The sequence below is a fragment of the Azoarcus sp. Soil_N_20 genome (assembly GCF_057656155.1).
In genome coordinates this window covers 99,996-124,508 of the sequence record NZ_JBDGKX010000007.1, presented here as the reverse complement: position 1 = coordinate 124,508, position 24,513 = coordinate 99,996, and the positions used below count along the sequence as shown (strand labels likewise).

Annotated in this window: 19 protein-coding genes; 7 read left to right on the top strand and 12 right to left on the bottom strand. The window is 65.5% G+C overall.

Features of this window, described 5'->3' with window-relative positions; genetic code table 11:
- Positions 1–69 precede the first annotated feature (69 nt).
- The 3 genes from AC3A35_RS15330 to AC3A35_RS15320 form a co-directional block, all read right to left on the bottom strand.
- Complete coding sequence (locus tag AC3A35_RS15330; RefSeq protein ID WP_487437028.1) at positions 70–399, bottom strand: hypothetical protein; 330 nt, start codon at positions 397–399, stop codon at positions 70–72.
- A 254-nt stretch (positions 400–653) separates the two neighbouring features.
- Positions 654–3,068, bottom strand: coding sequence for a Lon protease family protein (locus tag AC3A35_RS15325; protein WP_487437027.1), 2,415 nt, complete (start codon positions 3,066–3,068; stop codon positions 654–656).
- A 108-nt stretch (positions 3,069–3,176) separates the two neighbouring features.
- Positions 3,177–3,470 (bottom strand): hypothetical protein, encoded by a 294-nt coding sequence (locus AC3A35_RS15320; RefSeq protein WP_487437026.1) that lies wholly within the window; start codon positions 3,468–3,470, stop codon positions 3,177–3,179.
- A 279-nt stretch (positions 3,471–3,749) separates the two neighbouring features.
- Here AC3A35_RS15320 and moaA point away from each other — a divergent pair, with 279 nt between their 5' ends.
- Positions 3,750–4,820, top strand: coding sequence for a GTP 3',8-cyclase MoaA (gene moaA / locus AC3A35_RS15315; RefSeq protein WP_487437025.1), 1,071 nt, complete (start codon positions 3,750–3,752; stop codon positions 4,818–4,820).
- On the opposite strand, the gene AC3A35_RS15310 is transcribed toward moaA, so the two are convergent.
- The 3 genes from AC3A35_RS15310 to AC3A35_RS15300 form a co-directional block, all read right to left on the bottom strand.
- Entirely contained in the window at positions 4,805–6,001 is a 1,197-nt protein-coding gene (locus tag AC3A35_RS15310) for a DNA recombination protein RmuC (protein WP_487437023.1), read from the bottom strand. The genes moaA and AC3A35_RS15310 overlap by 16 nt on opposite strands.
- A gap of 1 nt (position 6,002) precedes the next feature.
- Positions 6,003–8,498: an ABC transporter permease gene (locus AC3A35_RS15305; protein ID WP_487437021.1), complete on the bottom strand. Its 2,496-nt coding sequence runs from the start codon at positions 8,496–8,498 to the stop codon at positions 6,003–6,005.
- Between the two features lie 67 nt (positions 8,499–8,565).
- Complete coding sequence (locus tag AC3A35_RS15300) at positions 8,566–9,738, bottom strand: M20 aminoacylase family protein (protein WP_487437020.1); 1,173 nt, start codon at positions 9,736–9,738, stop codon at positions 8,566–8,568.
- 240 nt (positions 9,739–9,978) lie between these two features.
- Between AC3A35_RS15300 and AC3A35_RS15295 the strand changes: the two genes are divergently transcribed.
- The 5 genes from AC3A35_RS15295 (at position 9,979) to AC3A35_RS15275 (ending at position 18,753) form a co-directional block, all read left to right on the top strand.
- The gene (locus tag AC3A35_RS15295) at positions 9,979–13,374 is read left to right on the top strand and encodes a transglutaminase family protein (RefSeq protein WP_487437019.1); all 3,396 of its coding nucleotides are present in this window, start codon (positions 9,979–9,981) and stop codon (positions 13,372–13,374) included.
- A gap of 45 nt (positions 13,375–13,419) precedes the next feature.
- Entirely contained in the window at positions 13,420–15,900 is a 2,481-nt protein-coding gene (locus AC3A35_RS15290; protein ID WP_487437018.1) for a circularly permuted type 2 ATP-grasp protein, read from the top strand.
- Complete coding sequence (locus AC3A35_RS15285) at positions 15,897–16,856, top strand: transglutaminase family protein (protein ID WP_487437017.1); 960 nt, start codon at positions 15,897–15,899, stop codon at positions 16,854–16,856. The genes AC3A35_RS15290 and AC3A35_RS15285 overlap by 4 nt, the downstream gene beginning before the upstream one ends.
- Before the next feature lie 62 nt (positions 16,857–16,918).
- Positions 16,919–17,839, top strand: a complete 921-nt coding sequence (locus AC3A35_RS15280) for a histone deacetylase family protein (protein WP_487437016.1) — start codon at positions 16,919–16,921, stop codon at positions 17,837–17,839.
- Positions 17,840–17,898: 59 nt separating this feature from the next.
- Positions 17,899–18,753 (top strand): DUF429 domain-containing protein, encoded by an 855-nt coding sequence (locus AC3A35_RS15275; RefSeq protein ID WP_487437015.1) that lies wholly within the window; start codon positions 17,899–17,901, stop codon positions 18,751–18,753.
- A 51-nt stretch (positions 18,754–18,804) separates the two neighbouring features.
- Here the strand turns inward: AC3A35_RS15275 and AC3A35_RS15270 are convergent, their stop codons facing one another.
- The 6 genes from AC3A35_RS15270 to mltG are packed head-to-tail and all read right to left on the bottom strand — an operon-like array spanning position 18,805 to position 23,269.
- The gene (locus AC3A35_RS15270; RefSeq protein ID WP_487437014.1) at positions 18,805–19,455 is read right to left on the bottom strand and encodes an ankyrin repeat domain-containing protein; all 651 of its coding nucleotides are present in this window, start codon (positions 19,453–19,455) and stop codon (positions 18,805–18,807) included.
- The gene (locus AC3A35_RS15265) at positions 19,442–20,212 is read right to left on the bottom strand and encodes a TatD family hydrolase (protein ID WP_487437013.1); all 771 of its coding nucleotides are present in this window, start codon (positions 20,210–20,212) and stop codon (positions 19,442–19,444) included. The genes AC3A35_RS15270 and AC3A35_RS15265 overlap by 14 nt, the downstream gene beginning before the upstream one ends.
- A gap of 9 nt (positions 20,213–20,221) precedes the next feature.
- Positions 20,222–20,587: a PilZ domain-containing protein gene (locus AC3A35_RS15260; protein ID WP_487437012.1), complete on the bottom strand. Its 366-nt coding sequence runs from the start codon at positions 20,585–20,587 to the stop codon at positions 20,222–20,224.
- A complete protein-coding gene (holB, locus tag AC3A35_RS15255) occupies positions 20,584–21,639 on the bottom strand; it encodes a DNA polymerase III subunit delta' (protein ID WP_487437011.1) in 1,056 nt (351 codons plus the stop codon). The genes AC3A35_RS15260 and holB overlap by 4 nt, the downstream gene beginning before the upstream one ends.
- Complete coding sequence (gene tmk / locus AC3A35_RS15250; protein ID WP_487437010.1) at positions 21,636–22,268, bottom strand: dTMP kinase; 633 nt, start codon at positions 22,266–22,268, stop codon at positions 21,636–21,638. Before tmk ends, holB begins: the two co-directional genes overlap by 4 nt.
- The gene (mltG, locus tag AC3A35_RS15245) at positions 22,265–23,269 is read right to left on the bottom strand and encodes an endolytic transglycosylase MltG (RefSeq protein WP_487437009.1); all 1,005 of its coding nucleotides are present in this window, start codon (positions 23,267–23,269) and stop codon (positions 22,265–22,267) included. The genes tmk and mltG overlap by 4 nt, the downstream gene beginning before the upstream one ends.
- A gap of 157 nt (positions 23,270–23,426) precedes the next feature.
- Here mltG and ygfZ point away from each other — a divergent pair, with 157 nt between their 5' ends.
- A complete protein-coding gene (gene ygfZ / locus AC3A35_RS15240) occupies positions 23,427–24,455 on the top strand; it encodes a CAF17-like 4Fe-4S cluster assembly/insertion protein YgfZ (RefSeq protein ID WP_487437008.1) in 1,029 nt (342 codons plus the stop codon).
- Positions 24,456–24,513 lie beyond the last annotated feature (58 nt).

Genomic DNA, 24,513 nt, shown 5'->3' with positions numbered 1-24,513 from the left:
GCCAGCTTCAAGCAAGGATGCTATCCCTCGGGGTGGCATTTTTGCTTTCAGGGCTGGGCATCAGATCGTCTACCCTCTCCAGACCACCCAAAGCCTCTGTCGCCACCCCAGGGACCCCCACCAGCGCTCCCCTTCTTCGTACAGCTCGACCCCGGCGGGCGTGAGCGTGTAGTAGTGGGCCTGCAGACCTTCCTTTGCACGGGGGACGATGTAAGCGTTGCGTTCCAGGAATTCGAAGTAATGCACCGCCAGCGGCACTCCTTCAAGATGCATCAGGTACGACGCATCCCACAGCCGGATGAACGGATGTCCCGATCGCATCGCCCGCAATACCTGGAGGACGTGCCATCGATGTGGTACGGGTTCCGCCCGGGAACCATCAACGACGCGCGGAATCATGAGGGCCTCCAGGATTGACGGTTCAAGGCTTGCATTCCCTGAAGCGGATTCGACTCCTGCCTCGCGCTGCCCTCGAGAGCGGCCCAGGACCGGCTGGGATGACCATGGCACTGATCGGGCGTCGCCTTACTTCGAATCCGGGCCCGAGCGAAAAGTTTCAGGCGACAAGGACGACGAGTAGCGAATCGGGACCTCACGGCACCGCGCTGACGCACTCCCTTCGCGCACCTTGCACCACTGCCCGTCGTTCCGGCTCAATGTGACCGCTTGCGCCGTTTCCCCTCGCCGTCACCGTCGGCAAATGCGTGGCGGGCGGCGGTCATTTCCGCCAGCACGGTCGCGACCTTGAAGTTGAGCGACCCGCGAGGCATGACGCCTTTGGCGTCGGGCTCGCCTGCCGGGATTCCGGTCAGCACGGTCATCGCCTCGTCCACGGTAGTAACCGGATAGATGTGAAAACGTCCGCCGCGCGCCGCCTCGACCACGTCCTCGCGCAACATCAGATGACGCGCGCTGACCGCCGGAATCACCACCCCCTGCGTCCCATCGAGGCCGCGCGCGACACACAGGTCGAAGAACCCCTCGATTTTTTCGTTTACCCCGCCGATCACCTGGACTTCACCAAACTGATTGACCGAGCCGGTGATCGCCAGCCGCTGTTCGATCGGCAATTGGGTCAGCGCCGACAGCAGCGCGCACAGCTCCGCGAGCGACGCCGAGTCGCCCTCCACTGGCGCATACGACTGCTCGAAAACCAGACTGGCCGACAAGGACAAGGGTTGATGGCGGGCATAGCGGGCGGCCAGAAAGGCCGACAGGATGAGCACGCCCTTGGAGTGGATCGCGCCGCCGAGTTCAGCCTCGCGCTCGATGTCCACCACATCGCCCTCGCCCAGACGCACGGTGGCCGAGATCCGCATCGGGTGGCCAAAGCGTTCGCCGGCAAGCTCGATCACCACCAGCCCGTTGATCTGTCCTGCACGCGCGCCACTGGTGGCAATCAGGGTGGTGCCGTCGAGCATCGATTCGCGCACATGGGTCGGATAGCGGTCACAGCGGCGCGCGCGGGCAGCCAACGCGACTTCGATCTGCTCCCGCCCTACGCGGTCGCGTCCTTCCATGCGCGCGAAGTGGTCGGCCTCGCGCATCAGGTCAGCCAGACGGCGGGTTTGCAGCGACAGGCGGGCGGCATCCTCGGCGAGGCGGGCGCCCTCCTCCACCATGCGTGCCACCGCGCTGCGATCGAGCGGCAGCAGCTTTGCATTTCGTCCCAGCATCGCCAGCAGGCGGGCATATTGCTGTTCGTTCTCGGGCGTGCGCGGAAGATCGTCGTCGAAGTCGGCGGCGACCTTGAACAGCTCGGCAAAATCGGGATCGTGATCCATCAGCGTGTAGTACAGGTCGCGATCGCCGATCATCACCACCTTGAGCGAGCACGGCACGGCCTGCGGCTCGAGCGTGAGGGTTCCGCTCCAGCCCTGGGCTTCCGCCGGCGGTTCGATGCGGATCTCGCCCGCGCGCAAGGTGCGCTTGAGCCCCTCCCACGCAAACGGCTGGGTCAGCAGGCGCTCCGCGTCGACGACCAGGTAGCCGCCATTGGCGCGATGCAGCGCCCCCGCCCGGATCAGGTTGAAGTGACTGACCTGTGCGCCCTGCTGTACCACGTGCTCGACCCGTCCGATCAGGTTTCCGTACCCGGGGTTGTTCTCGAACACGATCGGTGCGCCGATCGAAGCCGCGTGATCGACCAGCAACTTGACCTGATAGCGACCGAAGCGGGAATTGTCGTCACTGTCGGCCTCGTCCTCGTCTTCATCGACCACGATCCCGTCTACGGCAAAATCGAGCACGTCCTGCACCACCGTGTCGAAAAAGCGGAGCACCTCCGGCAAGTCGGCGTGACGCTCGCGCATTTCGCGCATCAGATGCGACACCGCCGGCGACAGCACGTCGTGTTCGGCCCGTACCAGTGCTTCGCGCAAGGCCTTGCGCCACCCTGGAAACTCGTTGAGCAGATCACTCAGACGGTCGCTCCATTCGGCGACCTGCGCTTCGATGGCGGTGCGCTCATCCTCGGGCAAGGCATCGAATGCTTCGGGGGTGAGCACCTCGCCGTCGCGGGTAGGCGAAAAAACGAAGCCATCGGCGGTCTGCAGCAGCGAGATGCCCTGCTGCGCGCAGTCCTGGCCCAGTTCGCGCAAGGCCGATTCCTCGCGAGACTTGTGTTCCGATTGCAGTGCTTCGATCCGCTCGGTGTGCGGATCGCTGCCGAGCGCCGCTTCGATTGCCGGACCCAACTCGCGGATGAAGGTCTGCATGTTGGCTCGCAGCACGCCGCCGCGCCCCGCCGGCAGGGTCAGCAATCGCGGATGCAGCGGTTCATCGAAGTTATGCAAATAACAGAGATCGGGCGGGACCGGCTCGTTCGCGGCGCGTTCGCGCAACAGGCGGAACGTGGTCGCGTGCTTGCCGCTCCCGGCCTCGCCGAGGACGAAGACGTGATAGTCCGAATGCCCCATGGCGAGGCCGAAGCGCAGCGCCTCCATGGCGCGTGCCTGGCCAAGATCGCCGGGGTGATCATCCAGGGTGGCGGTGGTCTCGAACGAGAATTGGTCTGCGTTGCAGGAACCGCGCAAGCGGTCTGCGTGCAGGGGCGCGATATCGGCCATGTTGTTTTTCTCCGGGAGCCGAAGCGGAAAAGAGTTGCCGGACCGGGTGGGCCGGACGTTCCGACATCTTTACCGCAAGTGCGCGCGGCGGCAAGTCTCGTACCGTGCTCAGCGTCCGGCGTGACGCCGCAGATGTTCGTCTCCCCACCGGGTGTCCATCGGTTCGTACTCGAACTGGGGAAACAGGCGATCGTGCTCGATCAGCAGGCGCATGATGGTACGGGCATGTTCGGGCGGAAACCCTTGCCGTTTTCCGCCGCGTGTATCCGTCATCAGGCGGGTCAAATGGCTTCGGCAGTCCCGGCTTCCCCAGATCAGATCGATAGCCTGCAGGTGCGGGAAGCGCTCGTACAGGGCCGACGTTTCCGTTTCTCGCGAGGGTGATTTTCCGGGGGCGTTCATTTGGCCACCTCCAGGCTCCGGATTGAAATAGCTGACTTAATATTAAATTGCCACATCTGTCGTTTCTATCAATTTAGGCCGCCATTTTGCCTGAAAGTTCGCCCTGGGCTTCCCTCGCCCGCAGGGACTTTGGCGCTCGCCGTGATCGATGTCACGTTCGGCTTCGCGGATCTGGTGCTGTGCTCGCGATCGTCCACGGGGACCCGCTTGACCGAAGACAAGGCCCTGTGGAACAGTCGGACGCATCATTAGTCAAAACATCGAGATTCGAATCCCGCCATGAAGATCATTCCCATCCACCACGCCGCCACCCTCCCCCTGACCGATCGTGCAGATCCGGCAGAGGGGCCGCTTGTCGATCAGCGCGGGCGGAGCGTGCGTGACTTGCGGATCTCGGTGACCGACCGGTGCAATTTCCGCTGCGTCTACTGCATGCCGCGGGAAGTGTTCGACAAGGACTACCCCTTCCTGCCGCGCGCCCAATTGCTCAGTTTCGAAGAGATCCTGCGGGTGGCCCAGCGCTTCGTGGCACGCGGCGTGCGCAAGATTCGCATCACCGGTGGCGAACCGCTGCTGCGCAAGGACGTGGAGCGCCTGATTGCCATGCTGGCAACGCTGGACGGCGTCGAACTCACTCTCACCACCAACGGCGTGCTGTTGCCCAAGCTTGCCCGCACGCTGCGCGACGCCGGGCTGCACCGGGTGACGGTAAGTCTCGACGCCCTCGACGACGCGACTTTCCGACGCATGAACGATGCCGACTATCCGGTCGAACGGGTGCTCGAGGGCATCGCCGCCGCGCAGGCAGCCGGCTTCGATGCGATCAAGGTCAATATGGTGGTCAAGCGCGGTACCAACGATCAGGACATCGTCCCGATGGCCCGCCACTTCCGCAACAGCGGCCACATCCTGCGTTTCATCGAGTTCATGGATGTGGGTGCGAGCAACGGGTGGAAGATGGATGAGGTACTGCCCTCGCGCGAGGTCATCGCGCGCATTCACGACCACTTTCCGGTTGAGGCGATCGACCCGAACTACCCGGGCGAGGTGGCCGAGCGCTGGCGCTATGCGGACGGTGCCGGCGAAGTCGGGGTGATCTCCTCGGTAACCCAGGCTTTCTGCTCCACCTGCACCCGGATCCGCCTGTCCACCGAAGGCAAGCTCTACACCTGCCTGTTTGCGCAACAGGGACACGACTTGCGCGGCCTGCTGCGTGGCGGGGCCGACGACGTGCGCCTCGATGCCGCGATCGCCGGCGTATGGACAAAGCGCGACGACCGCTACTCCGAAATCCGCACCGCAGCGACGGCCAGCCGGCCGAAGATCGAGATGTCCTACATCGGCGGCTGAGCGGCGGTTTCGGGGAGTTCGTCGAGCTCGTCCAGACGGGCCGATTCGATCTTCTGGAAATGTGCGGTGATCTTACGGCTGGAAGTCTGCACGTCCTGCACATCCTTGCTCGCCTGATCGATGTGGCGCGCGAGCGCGTTCATGCGTTCGTCGAAGCGGTGAAAATCCTTCGCCAGCTTGCCCAGCGCGTCCTGGATGACGTGAATCTGCTTGCGCGTCTCGACATCCTTCAGCACCGCACGCGCGGTGTTGAGCACCGCCATCAGCGTGGTCGGCGACACGATCCACACCCGCTTGCCCTGGGCATAGGCCACCACCTCGGGATGGTAGGCGTGGAGTTCGGCAAACACGGCCTCGGCGGGCAGGAACATCACCGCGCCGTCCGAGGTCACGCCGGGCAGGATGTACTTGCCGGCAATCGCATCCACATGGCGCTTCACGTCGCCCCGGAAGGCGGTCTGAGCGAGCTTGCGCTCGACCTCGCCGAGGCTGGTGTCGAACATGCGGTGATAGTTCTCCAGCGGAAACTTGGAATCGACCGCAACCAGGCCGGTCGGGGCCGGGAGCTTCAGCACGCAATCCGCCCGTGTATTGTTGGGCAGGGTCGCCTGAAACTCGTAGGCGTCCGGCGGCAGCACGTTGCGCACCAGGGCTTCGAGCTGGACCTCGCCGAACGCGCCGCGCGCCTTCTTGTCGCCGAGCAATTCCTGCAGGCTGACCACGTTGGTGGTGAGTCCGTCGATCTTCTTCTGCGCCTCGTCGATGGTCGCCAACCGTGACATCACGCTGGCAAAGGTATCGTTGGTCTTGCGAAAGCCTTCGTCGAGGCGCTCGTTCACCTGTCCCGCCAGGGTCTGCAAACGGCCATCCACGCTGTGGGTCAGCACTTCGATGCTGCGCGATAGCTGGACCGAGGCCGCGGCGAGGCCGCGCTGCAACAGCTCGCGGTCGGCGCGGGCGTGGTCGCCGATCCGGTCGGTCTGACGTCCGAGTCCGTCGTGCAAGTCGCGCAGCAGGTCGCGATGCTGCGCCCCCAGTTGCTGATCGAGGCGCTCCCCCAGCCCGGCATGAATATCGCGTTCGAGACGGCCGGTGCGCATCAGCACCCACAGCAGCAAGCCCAGCACTGCAGCGAGCAGGCCGATCACGACCAGCTCGGCATTGGAGAAAATCGCGATCATCTCAACCGAGCGCTCTCAGACTGGCCAGCGGCGGTCTCGACATCAGGCCGCGGGTGCCCAACCAACCACCCAGCATCACCCCGGCCGCCCCGATTGCGGTCGCCAGCACCAGGGGCATCGCGCCGGGTACGTAGTTCATCCTGAACACGAAATGCGCCAGCGCCCATCCGATCGCGGTCGCGCCAATGCCGGCCAGGACCCCGGCAACGCCGCCCAGCACGGCGAACTCGGCCGCCAGGGCCTGCCTCACCTGGCGATTGCGCGCGCCAAGCGTGCGCAGCATGGCGAGTTCGTACTCACGTTCGTCATGGGTGGACTGCAGCGCGGCGTACAGCACCACCAGTCCGGCCAGCACCGCAAAGCCGAACACGAACTGCACAATCACGATCAGTTTGTCGGTCATGGTGCGTACCTGGGTCAGTACCGCACCGATGTCGATCACCGACAGGTTGGGAAAGGCGTTGACCAGGCGGGTAGTGAAATCGTGGCTGCCGGACGGCAGATGAAAGCTGGTGATCAGGCTGGCCGGATAGGACTCGAGCATCCCACCGGAGGCGATGAAGAAGAAATTGACCCGCATCGAATCCCAATTGAGCTGGCGCACGCTGCTGATCGGCGCCTCGACCCTTTGGCCTGCGACGTCGAAGCTCACCGTATCGCCCACCTTCAGCGCGAAGGTCTCGGCCAAGCCACTCTCCACCGAAAGCTGCGGCGTACGGCTTTCACCATGCCAGCGCCCGGCGGCGATCTCGTTGCCCCGCGGCAGCGTGCTGCCGTACGACAGATTGAACTCGCGCTCGGCGAGCCGACGGGTACGGCGGTCTTCGTAGGCCTCCGGGTTCACCGGTTCGCCGTTGATTGCGACCATGCGGCCACGGATCATCGGCTCGATGACCGGGCGCGCCATGCCGCCGGCGACAAAGAATGCTTCCAGCGCGACGCGCTGATCGGGCTGTATGTTGATCACGAAGCGGTTGGGCGCATCGGGTGGCGTCATCTTGCGCCAGTTGTCCAGCAGATCGCCGCGGATCAGGGTCAGCAACAGCAGTGCCGTCATCCCGAGACCGAGTGCGGCAACCTGAATCACGCTGGCTCCCATGCGCCGCCCGAGCGCTGCAATGCCGTAGCGCCAACCCCCGCCGCGCAGGCTGCCCCGTCCCTTGGCACGAGTTGCCAGCCGCAGCACCAGCCAGGCCGCGAGCGCAAAAACTCCCAGCGCCACGGCGAAGCCGACTGCCACCGCCAGCCCGAGCCGTAGATCGGCGGCAATCCAGAAGATGAGCCCGAGCAGCGCGCCCAGCCCCAGCACCCACGCGCCGCTGCTGCGTGCTTCGGCCGGTGCGAACTCGCGCCGCAACACGCGCAGCGTGGACACCGCGCCGAGACGGAGCAGTTGCGGCAGGACAAAGCCGATCAGCAGCGCCATGCCGACAATCAGCCCATGCGCCACCGGTAACATCGACGGCGCCGGCAGCTCGGTGGCCACTATCTCGCGCAAACCGCTCCCCAGCCCCCACTGCACCGCCCAGCCCAGGGCCGTTCCGACCAATGCCGCGAGCAGACCGAACACCAGAAACTCGCCGATCACGATTCCGAGCACCTGCGCTTGTCGCGCCCCCAGGCAGCGCATCACCGCGCACGCATCCAGATGGCGCTGCATGAAGCGCCGCGCCGACAGACCGACCGCTACCGCGGCAAGGATCACCGCAAGCAAGGCCGCCAGACGCAGGAAGCGCTGGGCCTGATCGAGCGCCGCGCGAACCTCCGGCCGCGCATTGTCGATGGTCTCCACCGCCTGGCCGCGGCCGAGCTGAGTGCGCGCCCATTTCTCGTATCCGGCCACGGCCTGGTCGGTGCCGGCCACGTGCAGGCGCCAGTTGGCCCGGCTGCCGATCGAGATCAGGCCGGTGGCCTCGAGTTCGGTGAGGTTGAAGATTGCCCGCGGCAACAGGCTGAAAAAATTCGCCCCTCGATCGGACTCGAAACTGACCATCCCGCCGACCCGAAACTGGACCTCTCCAAAACCCACCCGATCGCCCACCTGCACCCCGAGTTCGGCCAGCAGGCGTTCATCGAGCCACACCTCGCCCGGCGCCGGCGTCCGCCCCGCGTCCGCGTCGGGCTGGTTGGGCCCGGGTGCAATGCGGATCGCACCGCGCAGCGGGTAGCCTTCCTCCACCACCTTGACTCCGGTCAGCACCGCGGCCTCGTCGGTGCTCGCCATGCTGGTGAACAGCACCGAGGTCGCCACGCTCAGCCCGCGGCGGCCGGCCTCTTCGATAAACTGCGCGGGCCAGGGTTGATCGGCGCGTAGCAACAGATCGCCGCCGAGCAATTGATTGGCTTCGCGATCGAGTCCGCGACCGACGCGATCGGCCAGAAAGCCGACGCTGGTCAGACAGGCCACCGCAACGATGATGGCGAGACCGAGCAGGTGCAGCTCACCGGCGCGCAGGTCGCGGCGCAGCATGCGCAAGGCCAGGCGTAATGTTTTCATGGCAGGGATTTCGTGGCCGGGAAAATGACGTGCAATGCCGAGATGGACGGTCGTGCGGCGATTCGGTTCAATGCGCCTCCGGCAGGATGCGCCTGACCAGCTCCACCCAATAGGCAACACCGACCGGAATGATTTCGTCGTTGAAATCGTAGTTCGGATTGTGCAGCGTACACCCGCCCTCGCCCGGGCCGTTGCCGATCCAGACGTAGGCGCCGGGTTTGCGCTGCAGGAAGTAGGCGAAGTCCTCGGCGCCCATGCTGGGACGGGCATTGGTCGTCACCCGCTCGGCACCGACCAGCGCGACGGCGGTTGCCGCGCACAGAGCGGCCTCGGCAGCCGAGTTGATCGTCGGCGGATAGCCGCGGCGGTATTCGAACTCGACACCCACGCCGAACGCCGCGGCAATGCCATCGCAGAGTTCGCGCAGACGGCCCTCGATACGGGCCTGAACCGGCTCGGAGAACGCGCGTACCGTGCCCGACAGCTCGGCGCGATCGGGAATCACGTTATAGGCCTCACCGGCATGGAACTGGGTGACCGACACTACGGCAGCATCGACCGGATCCAGCGTGCGCGAGACGATGGTCTGGACGGCCTGTACCAGGGCGGCGCCCGCGACCACCGCATCGGTGCCGAGATGAGGCATCGCCGCATGCGCGCCGACGCCGAGAATGCGGATGTCGAAACGATCGGCGCTGGCCATCACCGCGCCGGTGTGGACCGCGAAGGATCCGTCCGGCATGCCGGGCCAGTTGTGCATGCCGAACACCGCCTCCATCGGGAAGCGCTCGAACAAGCCATCTTCGATCATCACCCGGCCGCCGCCGTCGCCTTCCTCGGCGGGCTGGAAGATCAGATAGACGATGCCGTCGAAATCCCGCCGCTCGGCGAGCAGTTCGGCCGCACCGAGCAGCATGGTGGTGTGTCCGTCATGGCCGCAGGCGTGCATGCATCCGGCGCGGGTCGAACGGTGTTCGAAGGTATTGCGCTCGGTGATCGGCAAGGCATCCATATCGGCCCGCAAACCGATCGCGCGCAGGCCCCGGCCACCCCGGATCACGCCCACCACACCGGTACCGCCGATCCCGCGGTGAACCTCGACGCCGACCGCTTCGAGCCGGGTTGCCACCAGCTCGGCAGTTCGATATTCCTCGAAGGCCAGTTCCGGATGAGCATGGATGTCGCGCCGAAAGGCCTTCAAACGGTGATGCGCAGGACGGACGATATCGATGACACTCATGGTTCGCCTTGTCATTCTGGTTTCTGCAGGGGAAGCCGCAGTGTATTACAGGACTTCGGACAATGCCCCGCCACCGAAGATCCGTGAGAACGCGGAAGATCGAGCGATTACGGTGCGCCCCAAAACGGGGCGCGCCCCGTTGTAGTGCATTCGGATCGTCCGACCCGCCTCGGTTCAGGCATTTGCCATGGCGCGGGAATTGCTCATGGTGTTTCACTACGCCCGATAGAGGAAGCATTCATGTCGATCCATGTGGCGCTGTCTCACATCACCACCTACCACTACGACCGTCCGATCAATCTCGGCCCCCAGGTCGTCCGTCTGCGTCCGGCACCGCACAGCCGGACCCGGATTCTGTCCTACTCGCTGCGGGTGCTGCCCGAGCCACACTTCATAAACTGGCAGCAGGATCCGCAATCCAATTACCTGGCACGCCTCGTATTTCCGGAGAAGACCACCAGACTGCGGATCGAGGTCGACCTCGTCGCCGAGATGGCGGTGATCAATCCCTTCGACTTCTTTCTCGAACCCTATGCCGAGACCATTCCGTTCGATTACGAGGCGTGGCAGGGCCACGAACTCGCGCCCTACCTGCTGAAGCTGCCGCTGACCCCCAGGTTCAAAGCCTACCTGGACAGCGTGGACCGCAGCGAGAAGCGCGCGGTCGACTTCCTGGTGATGCTCAACAGCGAGCTGTACTCCCACATCAAGTACCTGATCCGGATGGAGCCGGGCGTGCAGACCCCGGAGGAGACGCTCGAGAACCAGTCCGGATCATGCCGCGACTCCGCCTGGCTTCTGGTTCAGTTGCTGCGCCACCTCGGACTTGCCGCCCGGTTCGTCTCCGGCTACCTGATCCAGCTCACCGCCGACGTCAAGTCGCTCGACGGCCCCAGCGGCCCGGAAGCCGATTTCACCGATCTTCACGCCTGGTGCGAAGTCTACCTGCCGGGCGCGGGCTGGATCGGCCTCGATCCTACCTCGGGCCTGTTCGCCGGCGAGGGTCACATCCCGCTGGCCTGCTCGCCCGATCCGATCTCCGCCGCACCGATCACCGGCGCCCTCGACGAATGCGAGGTGAGTTTCGACCACGAGATGAAGGTCAGTCGCGTCTGGGAAGCCCCGCGCGTCACCAAACCCTACAGCGAGGAACAGTGGAGCGAGATCGAGCAGCTCGGACATTCGATTGATGCCGAGCTGGCCGAGCACGACGTCCGCCTGACCCAGGGCGGCGAGCCGACCTTCGTCTCGGTGGACGATCCCGACGGCGAAGAGTGGAACACCGCGGCGATGGGGCCCGACAAGAAGCGCCTGTCCGCCGATCTCTATCACCGCCTGCGCGACAAGTACGGACCCGAGGGTCTGGTCCATTTCGGCCAGGGCAAATGGTATCCGGGCGAGCAGCTTCCCCGATGGTCGCTGAATTGCTACTGGCGCAAGGACGGCCAGCCGATGTGGACGCGGCGCGACCTGGTGGCGGACGACAGCAAGCCGGGCAGCGCAGACGACATCATTGCCGGTCGTTTTCTGCGCGGTGTGGCCGACCGTCTCGGCCTCCAGCCCGAGTTCGTGTTTCCGGGCTACGAGGACGTGTTCTACTACCTGTGGCGCGAACGCCGCCTGCCGTCCAACGTCGATCCGTTCGACGCGCGGCTCGACGATGCGCTCGAGCGCGAACGGCTGATGAAAGTGTTCACGCAGGGCCTGGGCAAGGTGAGCGGCTACGCCTTGCCGATCACCCGCGACGCAACCACTGGCGAGTGGCAATCCGGGAACTGGTTCCTGCGCAGCGAGCGCTGCTACCTGTTTCCGGGCGACTCGCCGATGGGCTATCGCCTGCCGCTGGATTCGCAACCCTGGGCCGCAGCGGTGGACCGTCCGGTCATTCACCAACCCGATCCCTTCGACTACTTCCCGCCGCTGCCTGCCCATGCGGCCCTGCGTCACCAGTTCGGGCCGAGCGCCGGGCGCAGGGCGGCCAGTCTGCCCCATCCCGCAGCCAGCGCCGGTGTCGGGGTCGCCGTCGCGGGAAGCCGAAGCGGCCTAGCGGGCGGCAGGGATGCAGCACCCAACGGCAGCGGACGCCGCCCGCACAACAAGGAATCCGCAGGCTGGATCAAGCGCACGGCGATGTGTGCCGAAGCCCGCAACGGCATCCTGTACATCTTCATGCCCCCGGTCGAAGCGCTGGAGGATTACCTCGAGATCGTCGCTGCGGTCGAGGCCACCGCCGAATGGTTGAACCAGCCGGTGCTGCTCGAAGGCTACGAGCCGCCGGGCGATCCGCGCCTGAAGCATTTCCGCATCACCCCCGACCCCGGCGTGGTAGAGGTCAACGTTCATCCGGCCACCAGCTGGGACGAGCTGGTCGACCAGACCACTCACTTGTACGAAGCGGCGCACCATGCCCGCCTGACCACCGAGAAGTTCATGGTCGACGGTCGCCACACCGGCACCGGCGGCGGCAACCACTTCGTGATGGGCGGTGCCACCCCGGCCGACTCGCCCTTCCTGCGCCGACCCGACCTGCTGCGCAGCGTGATCAGCTTCTGGCACAACCATCCGAGCCTGTCCTACCTGTTCTCGGGCATGTTCATCGGTCCCACCTCGCAGGCGCCGCGTATCGACGAAGCACGCAACGATTCGGTGGCCGAGATCGAGCTCGCGTTCAAGGAACTGACCCGGATCACCGAGTCCACGCCTGGCGGCTGCCCGCCGTGGATCGCGGACCGCCTGCTGCGCAACCTGCTGATCGACGTGTCGGGCAATACCCACCGCGCCGAGTTCTGCATCGACAAGCTCTATTCCCCCGATGGCCCGACCGGTCGCCTCGGTCTGCTCGAGATGCGCGCGTTCGAGATGCCCCCGCATGCGCGCATGAGCCTGACCCAGCAACTGCTGCTGCGGGCGCTCGTCGCGCGCTTCTGGAAGGATCCCTACACGCCGCCCAAACTGGTGCGCTGGGGTACCGAACTGCATGACCGCTTCCTGCTGCCGCATTTCATCTGGCAGGACTTCAGCGACGTGATCGAAGACCTGCAGGCCGACGGCTATCCGATCAAGCGCGAATGGTTCGCCCCCCACCTCGAGTTCCGCTGCCCGAAATACGGCGATTTTGTGGTCAAAGGCATGAAGCTGGAGCTGCGCGCCGCGCTCGAACCGTGGCACGTGATGGGCGAGGAAGGCGCGCCCGGTGGCACCGCGCGCTATGTCGACTCCTCGCTCGAACGCGTTCAGGTCAAGCTCAGCGGTGCGGCACCGGACCGCTACGTCGTGACCTGCAACGGCGTGCCGGTGCCGATGCAGGGAACCGGCACGGTCGGAGAGTTCGTCGCGGGCGTGCGTTATCGCGCCTGGCAACCACCGTCCGCGCTCCATCCGACGATCGGCATCGACAGCCCGCTGACCTTCGATCTGGTAGACACCTGGAATCAGCGGAGCGTGGGTGGGTGCCAGTATCACGTGGTGCATCCGGGCGGACGCAGTTACGACAACTTCCCGGTCAACGCCTTCGAGGCCGAGAGCAGACGTATGGCGCGCTTCTTCCGCATGGGGCACACCCCGGGAAAGATGGCGGTCGAGGAAGTCCGCACACATCCGGAGTTCCCTTTCACGCTAGACTTGCGTCACTTCTAACCTACGCGCCGCACCCGCCAGCCGGGTGCGGCGTGACTGCCCACGATGCCTGCAGGCCTCATACAAGACTATCCGTTCATCGGTAACCGCTACGACGAAATGCTGTCCGCGCGCGGCACGGCACGCCCGCACTGGCAGGCATTCGCCGACCGCATCGAGAACTTCCCCGATGAGGCGATGACGCAGCGCGAGAACTTCGTGCGCGGCGCGATCGAGGCCGACGGCGTCAGCTACAACGTCTATGCCGATCCCAAAGGTACCAAACGCCCGTGGGGTCTCGACATGTTGCCGCTGATCATCAGCACCGAAGAATGGCAGCAGCTGTCGGCAGCGATTGCGCAACGCGCGCGGCTGATGAATGCCATTCTTGCCGATCTTTACGGGCCGCAGACCCTGCTTGCCGAAGGCTATCTGCCACCGGCGCTCGTGTTCGGTCAGCATGGCTACAAATGGCCCGCGCGTGGCACCCAGCCGCCGGGCAACGTGTGGCTGTTCAGTTATGCGGTCGACCTTGCGCGCGCGCCGGACGGCCAGTGGTGGGTGATCGCCGACCGCACCCAGGGGCCCTCGGGGGCCGGATATGCGTTGCAGAACCGGATCATCGTGTCGCGCGCCTTTCCCGACGCCTTCCGCGAACTGCACGTCAACCCGCTTGCAAACTATTTTCGCTCGATGCAGGACAGCCTGACCAAGCTGGCCCCGGCCGATGGCGACGTACCGCTCACCGTCCTGCTGACGCCCGGTCCCTATAACGAAACCTACTTCGAGCATGCCTTCCTCGCCCGTTACCTCGGTTTCCCGCTGGTCGAGGGCAAGGATCTCACGGTCCGCGACAACACCGTCTTCCTCAAGACGCTGCGCGGTCTGCGCCGGGTTCACGCGATCCAGCGCCGGCTCGACGACGATTTCTGCGATCCGCTCGAGCTGCGCTCCGACTCCGCACTCGGTGTCCCTGGCCTGCTCGGAGCGATACGCGCCGGTCGGGTACTGATGGCCAACACGATCGGCAGCGGCGTGCTCGAATCGGGCGCGCTGTTCGGATTCCTGCCCTCGATCTGCGAGCACCTGCTCGGCGAGCCGATGACGATGCCATCGGTGGCGAGTTGGTGGTGCGGCGAACCCCCCGCGCTGAAGTATGTGCTCGCGCATCTCGATGAACTGGTCATCAAGCCGGCCTTTCCCAGCATGCGGATGGAGACCGTGTTCGGCCATGAGCTCAAGGGCGATTCGCGCCGGCGCATGATCGAGCGCATCCTCGCCCAGCCCCACGCCTATGTGGCGCAGGAGTGGGTGCGGCTGTCCCAGGCGCCGGTCTGGAACCGCCGTCTGCTGCCCCGTTCGGTGGGCATTCGGGTGTTCGCCAGCGCCACCGGCGATGGTTACACGGTCATGCCGGGCGCCCTGGGGCGGGTCGCACCACGGGCGGGGATGGAGGTGATCTCGATGCAACGCGGCGGTCTGTCGAAAGACACCTGGGTCCGCGCCGAGGCACCCGTGGTGCGTACCACCATGCTCAAACGCCGGCTCGGCGTCATCGACCTGGTGTGTGGTGGTGCCGACATTCCGTCCCGGGTGGGCGAAAACCTGTTCTGGATGGGGCGCTACGCCGAGCGGGTCGAGGCCAGTGCCCGTCTGCTGCGCGCCGCGCTGACCCGGGTCGCCAGTACCGATGCCGATACCGAGCAAAGTCTTGCCGGGCTGCTCGAAGCGGCCCGCAGGCTGGGTGTGCTGACCGGCACGGACGACGAGGACCGGCCCGCCAACTTTGAGGCCGGGCTCCTCGCCGCCCTCCTCGACCACAAACGCCCCGGTTCGGTCGCCGCCAATCTCCGTTCGCTCAGCTTCTCCGCGAGTCAGGTGCGCGAGCGTCTGTCCACCGACAACTGGCACGCGCTGAACCGGCTCGAACAACTGTTCTCGGAGCCGGTATCGAGTACCGACCAGGCCCTGTCGGCAATCGACCGGGTGATGCAGTCCTGTATCTCGCTGGCCGGTTTCGCGATGGACGACATGACCCGCGACGAAGGCTGGCGATTTCTCATTCTCGGTCGCCGCATCGAGCGCCTGGAAGGGCTTTCCGGGCTGATCTCGGTGCCGATGGCGGCTCGACCGGAGACGCGCGAGCGCATGTTCGAATGGCTGCTCGAAGCGACGAACTCGATCGTCACCTATCGTGCGCGCTATCGTCGCGTGCCCGAACTGTTGCCGGTCCTGCACCTCATCGTGTTCGATCGCACCAATCCGCACTCGGTTGGATTCCAGGTCGACGTGCTGCAGAAATACCTCAGTCGCAGTTCGCGCGAACTGGGCCACCCCTATCCGTCGCCGCTGATCGATCCGCTCGCCCGTCGTCTGGAAGACTTCGATCTGACCCGCTTCGAGGCCGACGACTGCGAACTCGCCCTCGGCACCCTGCGCACGCTGCTGACCGAGTCGATGGGAGTCGCGCTCAACTTGTCTGACGAGGTCCACCGCCGCCACTTCACGCATACCCTGCGGCCGATGCAGCTGCGGAGAGTGGCATGAATCCGGTGCGCTACCATATTCGACACGACACACGGTACCGCTATGACTCGGCGGTCGGCGAGTCACGCCAGATGCTTCGGCTGACGCCGCGCGAACTGCCGGGCCAGCACTGCGTGTCGCACCGCATCGAGGTCAGACCGGAACCCCTGCGCACGGAAGAATTCACCGACGGCTTCGGCAATCTGGTGCGATCGATGCATTTCGATCGCGATCACGACACCCTCTTCGTGCGCGCCGAGAGCTGGGTCGAACTCGAATCGAGGCCTCCCCCGGTGCTCACGGACTCACCACCCTGGAACGCGGTGCGCGAGCAGCTCATCTACCGGGCCGGCCGGACGCTGAGTCCGGCACTGCTCGAAGCCTCCGGCTTCCTGTTCGAATCCTCGCATGTGCGGGTCAAACTCGACTTTGCCGACTACGCGGCCCCCGACTTCGCCCCCGGCGTTCCGCTGCTGGTCGCGGTCGACAAGCTGATGCGACGCATTTTTCGCGAGTTCACCTTCGATCCCGAGGCCACCGACATATCCACCCCGGTGACCGAGGTGCTGGCGAATCGGCGCGGCGTGTGCCAGGACTTCGCCCATCTGATGCTGTCCTGCCTGCGCTCGACAGGGCTGGCCGCGCGTTATGTCAGTGGCTACATCCTCACTCGCCCGCCCGCCGGCAAAGCGCGATTGATCGGCGCCGATGCCACCCACGCCTGGGTGTCGGTCTATTGCCCGGCGCTGGGCTGGGTCGACTTCGACCCCACCAATGCAGTCGTGCCAGCACTCGAGCACGTCACCATCGGCTGGGGACGCGACTTTGCCGACGTATCTCCCGTGCGCGGGGTCATCCTCGGGGGCGGCGGCCACGAGCCCGAAATCGCGGTCACCATGGTCCCGGAAGACGAGTTCGAAACCCTCTATACCGACGCCGACGCGCCGGTGGCGAACCTGCTTCAGTCCATAGGCTGAAACCGCAGATGCCGTATTCGGGTTGATCACCCCACCACGATGCACGCAGGGAAACTCCGGCAGTGAAGCTCTATTACGCCGACCACTTTGTTCTGCCGCTGCCGGACGGACATCGCTTTCCCATGATCAAGTACGCCCGCCTGCGAGAGCTTCTGCTGGCCTCCGGCGTGTTTCGGGCCGATGACTTTCGCGTGCCGGACGCGGCGCCCGACGAGACGCTCCTCCGTGCCCACGACGTCGGCTATGTCGACAAGGTTGCCCGGGGCACGCTGGACAGCGCGGAGATTCGCCGTATCGGCTTCCCGTGGTCGGCGCAGATGGTGGAGCGTTCCCGGCGCTCCGCCGGTGCGACCCTCGCGGCCTGCCGCAGCGCCCTCGAGGAACGCTGCTCGGCCAATCTCGCCGGCGGCACGCATCATGCCCATCGCAATTTCGGCTCCGGGTTCTGCGTGTTCAACGATGCGGCCATCGCGGCGCTGGCGATGCGCGCCGAAGGACGTGCCGAAAGAATCGCAATCATCGACTGCGATGTCCATCAGGGGGACGGCACCGCCGCAATTCTTGCAGGGGAGCCCGACATCTTCACCTGCAGCCTGCACGGCGCCAGAAACTTCCCCTTTCGAAAACAGCTGAGCGATCTCGATATCGAGTTTGCCGACGGCACCGGTGACCAGCTCTATCTGGACGCGTTGGACGGGGCACTGTCCAGGGTATTCGGTGACTTCGTACCCGACCTGGTGATCTATCTCGCCGGCGCCGATCCTTACGCCGGTGACCGTCTCGGCCGTCTCGCCATCAGCATGACCGGGCTGTCGACCCGTGATAGTAAGGTGCTTTCGACCTGTCGCGACCATGGCGTGCCGGTGGCAATCGCGATGGCGGGCGGCTATGCTCACGAGATCGAGGATACGGTCACCATTCACCTGACTACGGTCCTGACCGCGGCGCGGTTGTTCGTGGATCACGATGCCCGCGATGGCTGAGCCGCGGCCGATGGTGCCGACCGTAGCGACGATTCTCTCCCGCTTCCCGGAGTGTCCCGATGTTGGAAACTGACCGCGTCGACTGGACCGAAGGCGTGCTTTTGTTGGGCGTGGACTTCACCTCGACGCCACGTCCCGGCAAGTCGATTGTCGTGGCCTCGGGACATCTGGGTGCTCACGGGGTCAAGCTCGAGGCGCTGGAACGCTGTCCCGATCTGGCTACCTTCGAGGCTGTGCTCTTGCGCAAGGGCCCCTGGCTGGGCGGATTCGATTTTCCGTTCGGACTACCACGCGAGGCGGTGCTCGAACTCGGCTGGCCACTGCGCTGGGATCAGCTGCTCGCCCACTGTAGCGCGCTGGGGCGTTTGCGTTTTCGCGCGGCGCTCGACGGCTACCGCCAGACCAGACCGGTCGGCCGACGCTATGCTCATCGGGCAACCGATTTGCCGGCACGCTCACACAGCCCGCTGAAACTGGTCAACCCGCCGGTCGGTCTGATGTTCCTCGAAGGCGCACCCCGCCTCCTCGCCGCCGGGATCACGATCCCCGGCGTGCACTGCGGCGATCCGGCCCGGATCGCGGTGGAAGCCTATCCCGGCCTGCTGGCGCGCAGCATCGCGGTCCAGTCGTACAAGAGCGACGAGCGCAGCAAGCAGACGCCGGCACGCCTCGCCGCCCGGATCCACATTCTTGCCGCATTGCGCACCGGCGATCATGCCTTGCGGCTCAAATTGCAGGCGAGCAAGGAGCTCCTGGACGAAATCAAGATGGACGGCAGCGGTGACCTGCTGGACGCGACCCTCGCGCTGATGCAGGCTGCCTGGTCACTGCAAGCCGGTCCGCCCCATTTCGGTCTACCGGCGGATTTCGATCCGATCGAAGGCTGGATCGTCGGCGCGCTAACCGACGCTTGAGTCGACGTTACCGTCGTCCCGCACCACCCGGATCGGGACCCTAAGCGCGGATCAACGCCGTTTCCGCTCGGCCCGGATCAGCTCGGCAATATCGGTGTTGCCGTTGGAAGTCGCCCATTCTTCGGCATTGAACCCGGCTTCGTTCCGGCGATCGAGCGGAACCCCGCGCGCGAGCAGGTAGCGTACCACTGCAGTATGACCATTGCGGGCGGCCAGCATCAGCGCATCGGACTGGTTCGGTGCCAGCGCATCGAGCTTGGCACCTGCCGCGATCAAGCGCTCCAGAATCTCAAGGCGGCCTTCGAACGCCGCGTAGTGCAGCGGCGTCCAGCCGTCGTGATTGACCGGTGCGCCCGCGCCGATCAACACGTCGACCACCTCGCCGTGACCGCGCAACACCGCCAGCATCAGGGCCGAGTCGCCCGCCAGGTTGCGGTAGGCAAGTCGGGGACGGTACTTGAGCAGCGCGTCGACGGTCTCGGCGTTGCCTTCCCTGGCCGCCAGGATCAGCAAGGTATTGCCGTTGGCGTCGACGGTATTCGGGTCCAGCCCGCGCGCCAGCAAGCCGACAAGTTGCTTGGTGTCGCCGAGTTGCGCGGAACTCAACGCATCGTCGTAACTGGCAGCGAACACAGGACCGGCAAGCAGGAAACTGCTTGCGGCGGCGAGCACGAACTTGCGAATGGCTTCAGACGTTGGCATGTTTGAACAAGCGGAAGAAGTTCTCGGTGGTCGCCCGTTCGACGGCGTCGAGCGGGATGTCGCGCAGCCGTGCAATCTCTTCCGCCACATGCACCACCCACGCGGGTTCGTTGGTTTTCCCGCGGTGCGGCATGGGCGCCAGGTAAGGCGCATCGGTTTCGATCAGCAAACGATCGAGCGGAACCCATGCTGCCACCTCCTTGAGCTCCTTCGCGTTACGAAAGGTGACGATTCCCGAGAACGAGATGTAGAACCCGTGTTCGAGCGCGGCTTCGGCAACGGCACGGGACTCGGTGAAGCAGTGCATGACCCCACCGCATGTCGCGGCACCCTCTTCCTGCATCAGACGTAGCGTATCCGCCGCCGCGCTGCGGGTATGGACAATCAGCGGCTTGTTGCATGCCCGCGCGGCGCGGATGTGGGTGCGGAAGCGCGTCCGCTGCCACTCGGGGGCATCCTTGTGCCAATGGTAGTCCAGCCCCGTTTCACCAATCGCGATCACCCGCGGGTGGTCGGCCAGTTCGAGCAGGCGGGTCACATCGGGCTCTTCGCAATCGGCATTGTCCGGATGCACGCCGACCGACGCCCACAGGTTGGGGTGGCGCTCGGCCAGACTGCGAACCCGGGGAAAATCCTCCAGCTTCACGCTGATGCACAGCGCCTGCCCCACGCGATTCGCCGCCATCGCGGCCAGGATATCGGCCTCGCGCTCGGCGAGATCTGGAAAATCGAGATGGCAGTGTGAGTCGACAAACATCCGCAAGGCTCAGAGTGTATGGGTGGGTCGATTGGAGCCGAGGTGGCCGGCAAGAATCTGCTCGATCCGGTGCCGCAGGGCGAGGCCGGATTCGTCGGCAGAAAAATGGACTCCAATCCCCGGCGTCTTGCCACCCTGCGCCCCCGACGGGGTCACCCAGACCACCGAACCGGCAACCGGGTGCTTGGTGGGGTCATCCATCAACTGCAACAGCATGAACACCTCGTCGCCGAGGCCGTAGGGCTTGGGTGTGGGGACGAAGATCCCCCCGTTGGCGAGAAACGGCATATAGGCCGCGTACAGCGCCGACTTAGAGTTGATGTTCAGCGACAGCACGCTCGGGCGCGCAACATGGGGGCGTGGAATTTCGCTCAAGTCCGGGTTCCTCTCACAGCACGGGCATAGCGCATCAGCATGTCCTCGAGAAAAAGGCGAAGATTGAGCGGGTGGGCGGCCACTCGTCTAATCTGGGCAAGCTCATTGTAACAGTTGCTCGCCGCCGCCACGCTCGAGCGGCTGGCCAGCGCGGACAACACGGCCTCCTGGGCCGGAAAGAAGCGAATCCTGCCGCCGAGTCGCAACGCTGCCAGATCGGCAACCCAGCGCTGCATCCAGTCCACCAGGGTGGTCAGCCCGAAGCCTGCCGCCAAGGCTTCCTTGGACTTCAACCAGGCCTCCCACTGCCCGGCCAGTTTCAACATGTCGGGATCGGCCGCGGTGAGGTCGCGCAGGAAACGGTCGAGCAGCGCCGCACCGCCCTGTTCGGCGAGCCGCGTCGCAGCAAGCGGAATGCCGCCGGACAGTGCGAGCAAGGCGTCGAGGGTGCGCCCTTCGGCGGCTTGCCAGCGGTCGAGGTTCGCGGCGTCGGGGTGCGGGATGCTCCACAGCTGGCAGCGGCTGCGGATGGTCGGCAACAGCTTGCGCGGCGCCGAAGAAACAAGCAGAAAGGTACAGCCGACCGGCGGCTCCTCCAGCAGCTTGAGCAGGGCGTTGGCAGTAAACGCATTCATCGCTTCGGCCGGCTCGAGGATCACCACGCGCTGCGCACCATGGTGCCCGGTGACCGCCAGCGCCGACTGCAACTCGCGGATCTGGTCGATGACGATCTGGCTGGATTTGGCCTTTCCCGTACCACTCTCGGCGGGCCCCTCGCTCCCCTCGCTGGTCTCGCCTTGATCGGCCACCGCGGCGGGAATGACCCGATACAAGTCAGGGTGATTGCCCGACAGCCGCCACTGACACGCGGCGCACTGGCCGCAGGCGTGCCCATCGTCGGCCGGCGCATCGCACAGCAGGCGGGCACCCAGGGCCTCCACCAGGTCACGTTTGCCGAGACCGGGTGCGCCGACGAACAACAGAGCATGCGGCAAACGCTCCTTCAAGCTGACCAGACGCGCCCAGGCGGGCTCGAGCCAGGGGTGAATCATGAGAACCAGCGCTCGTCGATGAGCGCCTCGATCTCGGCGCGGATTTGCTCGGGAGGGCGGTTGGCGTCGATGACGCGGATACGCTCCGGCGCCTGGCGCGCGCGGTCGAGGTAGGCCGCCCTGACCCGGACGAAAAATCCGCGCTGCTCGCGCTCGAAGCGGTCCGGATCGACGCCGGTCGACGCAATACGGCCCGCCGCGATCTCCGGCGGCAGATCGAAGATCAGCGTGAGGTCGGGCTGAAAGCCGGGGTGAACCCAGGCCTCGAGTGCGCTGAATTTTTCCGCCGCCAGCCCGCGACCGCCAACCTGATAGGCATAGGTGGCATCGGAAAACCGATCGCAGACCACCCAGGCGCCCGCCTCGAGGGCAGGGAGGACCCGCGCCGCCAGGTGCTCGCGACGGGCGGCGAACATCAGCATCGCCTCGGTCTCCAGATGCATCGGTTCGTGCAGCAACAGCTCCCGCAGACGCTCGCCAAGGGGCGTACCGCCCGGTTCGCGTGACTGATCGACCACGACTCCACGTGCGCGCAGCCGCTCGACCACCGCGCTGATCTGGCTGCTCTTGCCAGCACCGTCGATGCCTTCGAATGTGATGAAGCGTCCTTTGTCAGCCGTTGCAGTCAACTCCCCGCTCCTCCGCGCTGGTAGCGATCCACCGCGCGATTGTGTTCATTCAGGTCACGCGAGAAGTGGCTGCTGCCATCACCCCGCGAAACGAAGTAGAGAAAGTCCGACTTGTCCGGGTTGACCGCTGCACGCAGCGAGTCCAGGCCCGGCATCGCGATCGGGCTCGGCGGCAGGCCGGTGCGGGTGTAGGTGTTCCACGGGTGATCGGTGTCGAGGTGATGGCGCCGCAACCTGCCGTCGAACCGCGCATCCAGGCCGTAGATCACGGTGGGGTCGGTCTGCAGGCGCATTCCGATGCGCAGGCGATTGGCGAACACCGACGCCACCAGGCCGCGATCCTCCGGACGCCCGGTCTCCTTCTCGATGATCGACGCCAGAATGAGCGCTTCGTAGGGCGATCCGAGCGGCGAAGACGGATCGCGCGCAGCCCACGCCTCGTCGAGTCGTCCCTGCATCGCCTGATGTGCGCGGGCCAGCAGCGCAAGCGCACTCGAACGTTTGTCGAAGAGATAGGTATCCGGAAAGAACAAGCCCTCCGGGTGAGCGTAGGGGGTACCGATCCGCTTCAGGATCTCCTGCTCGCTCAGCCCGACGGTGTCTGCTTCGAGAAACGGATGGGCCTCGACCGCGGCACGGACCTGACGAAAATTCCAGCCCTCCACCAGCAGCAACTCGCCCTGCGAAACGTCGCCACTGGACAGCTTGAGCAGCAGCAGCCACGGGGTGATCCCCTCGTGCACTTCGTAGCTGCCGGCCTTGATCCGCTCCGCCTTGCCCGAGAGGCGGGCCAGCCAGTAGAGCAGCGTCGGCCGTACCCCGACCCCGGCGGCCGTTATGGTGGCGGCGGCCTGGCGCATGTTCGCGCCGCGCTGAACGGTGAAATCGACAACCGGCTGCCTGAGCGTGAGCGGCTGATGGGCAAACCACCACCCCCCGGCCACGACGGCGGCGGAGGTCAGGACGGCGAGGACAAGCAGGCGAAGGATGACTTTTTTCATCGGTGTTTCGAATCGTGCCGCTGGGCTGGCAGGCAAGCACGGAAAGGCGCTACGCTTGCGGTCAACTGCCGGACTGCGGCGGGGCCCTATAATACTTCATTGCCCCGGCCGACGGCCCTGGCACCCTGCCTTCCGACTACCTGACAGAACGACGACCATGACCGCCTGGACCGACTACCTTGCCCGCGAGGGCGCCACCCTCGACAATGACAGCGTCTCCTTTGCGGCATCGGAGGCCGACGCTGCGACACCGGACACCGGCACGGTAGCCGTGCCCTTGCTTCATCTCGGCCTGCTCCACAGCATCGGCCCCGACTCCGCGCCCTATCTGCACAACCTGTTCTCCAACGACGTGAACAAGCTCGCGCCGGAAGCCGTGCAGTGGAGCAGCTTCAACAGCCCGAAGGGACGCATGCTGGCCAGCTTCCTGTTGTGGCGGGAAGCGGAGGGGCACAGCCTTGCACTTTCGGCCGATATCCTGCCGATGATCCACAAGAAGCTGTCGATGTACATCCTGCGCAGCAAGGTCAAGCTGGTCGATGTCAGCGCGGAGCGCGCACTGATCGGCCTCGCCGGCGCCGATGCCGGTGGCTGCCTGCAACGTGCCGGACTGCCCGCGCCGACCGCCGACATGCAGCAGTGCACTGACGGCGATGTCCGGATCATTCGCCTCGACGCCCAGCTTTTCGTCGTCGTCACCGCGGCCGACGCGGCCGCGGACCTGTTCGCCGGCCTCACTGCCGCCGGTGCCACGAAGGCCGGAACCGACGCCTGGCAACTGGCCACGATCCGCGCCGGGCTGCCGCTGATCACCGCCGCGACACAAGAGGAATTCGTCGCCCAGATGCTCAACTACGAGGTCATCGGCGGGGTGAGCTTCCAGAAGGGATGCTATCCGGGACAGGAGATCGTCGCCCGCACCCAGTATCTGGGCAAACTCAAGAAGCGCATGTATCGCGTCGCCCTCCCGGCGGGAACGACACCGGCCGCCGGCAGCGATCTCTACGCCCCCGCGTTCGGTGAACAGTCGGCAGGAAAACTGGTCAATGTCGCACCACTGGCCGGAGGGGGCTTCGAGGCGCTGGCGGTGATGCAGAGCGGTTGCGCAGAGTCTGGCGATGTCCGTTACGGCGCCCCCGACGGCCCCCTGCTGAGCTTTCTCGACCTGCCCTACAATCTGCCCTGACCCGCTGACGACTGACGGGGGCCCGCCCTGAACGGACCCCGCACGACCAACATCACAA

Coding starts and splice junctions, on each gene's coding strand:
- AC3A35_RS15290 (WP_487437018.1), top strand. CDS start 13,420: ATGCCTGCAGGCCTCATACAAGACTATCCGTTCATCGGTAACCGCTAC.
- AC3A35_RS15320 (WP_487437026.1), bottom strand. CDS start 3,470: ATGAACGCCCCCGGAAAATCACCCTCGCGAGAAACGGAAACGTCGGCC.
- AC3A35_RS15270 (WP_487437014.1), bottom strand. CDS start 19,455: ATGCCAACGTCTGAAGCCATTCGCAAGTTCGTGCTCGCCGCCGCAAGC.
- AC3A35_RS15300 (WP_487437020.1), bottom strand. CDS start 9,738: ATGAGTGTCATCGATATCGTCCGTCCTGCGCATCACCGTTTGAAGGCC.
- AC3A35_RS15310 (WP_487437023.1), bottom strand. CDS start 6,001: ATGATCGCGATTTTCTCCAATGCCGAGCTGGTCGTGATCGGCCTGCTC.
- moaA (WP_487437025.1), top strand. CDS start 3,750: ATGAAGATCATTCCCATCCACCACGCCGCCACCCTCCCCCTGACCGAT.
- AC3A35_RS15330 (WP_487437028.1), bottom strand. CDS start 399: ATGATTCCGCGCGTCGTTGATGGTTCCCGGGCGGAACCCGTACCACAT.
- ygfZ (WP_487437008.1), top strand. CDS start 23,427: ATGACCGCCTGGACCGACTACCTTGCCCGCGAGGGCGCCACCCTCGAC.
- AC3A35_RS15305 (WP_487437021.1), bottom strand. CDS start 8,498: ATGAAAACATTACGCCTGGCCTTGCGCATGCTGCGCCGCGACCTGCGC.
- AC3A35_RS15285 (WP_487437017.1), top strand. CDS start 15,897: ATGAATCCGGTGCGCTACCATATTCGACACGACACACGGTACCGCTAT.
- AC3A35_RS15275 (WP_487437015.1), top strand. CDS start 17,899: ATGTTGGAAACTGACCGCGTCGACTGGACCGAAGGCGTGCTTTTGTTG.
- AC3A35_RS15325 (WP_487437027.1), bottom strand. CDS start 3,068: ATGGCCGATATCGCGCCCCTGCACGCAGACCGCTTGCGCGGTTCCTGC.
- holB (WP_487437011.1), bottom strand. CDS start 21,639: ATGATTCACCCCTGGCTCGAGCCCGCCTGGGCGCGTCTGGTCAGCTTG.
- AC3A35_RS15265 (WP_487437013.1), bottom strand. CDS start 20,212: ATGTTTGTCGACTCACACTGCCATCTCGATTTTCCAGATCTCGCCGAG.
- mltG (WP_487437009.1), bottom strand. CDS start 23,269: ATGAAAAAAGTCATCCTTCGCCTGCTTGTCCTCGCCGTCCTGACCTCC.
- AC3A35_RS15295 (WP_487437019.1), top strand. CDS start 9,979: ATGTCGATCCATGTGGCGCTGTCTCACATCACCACCTACCACTACGAC.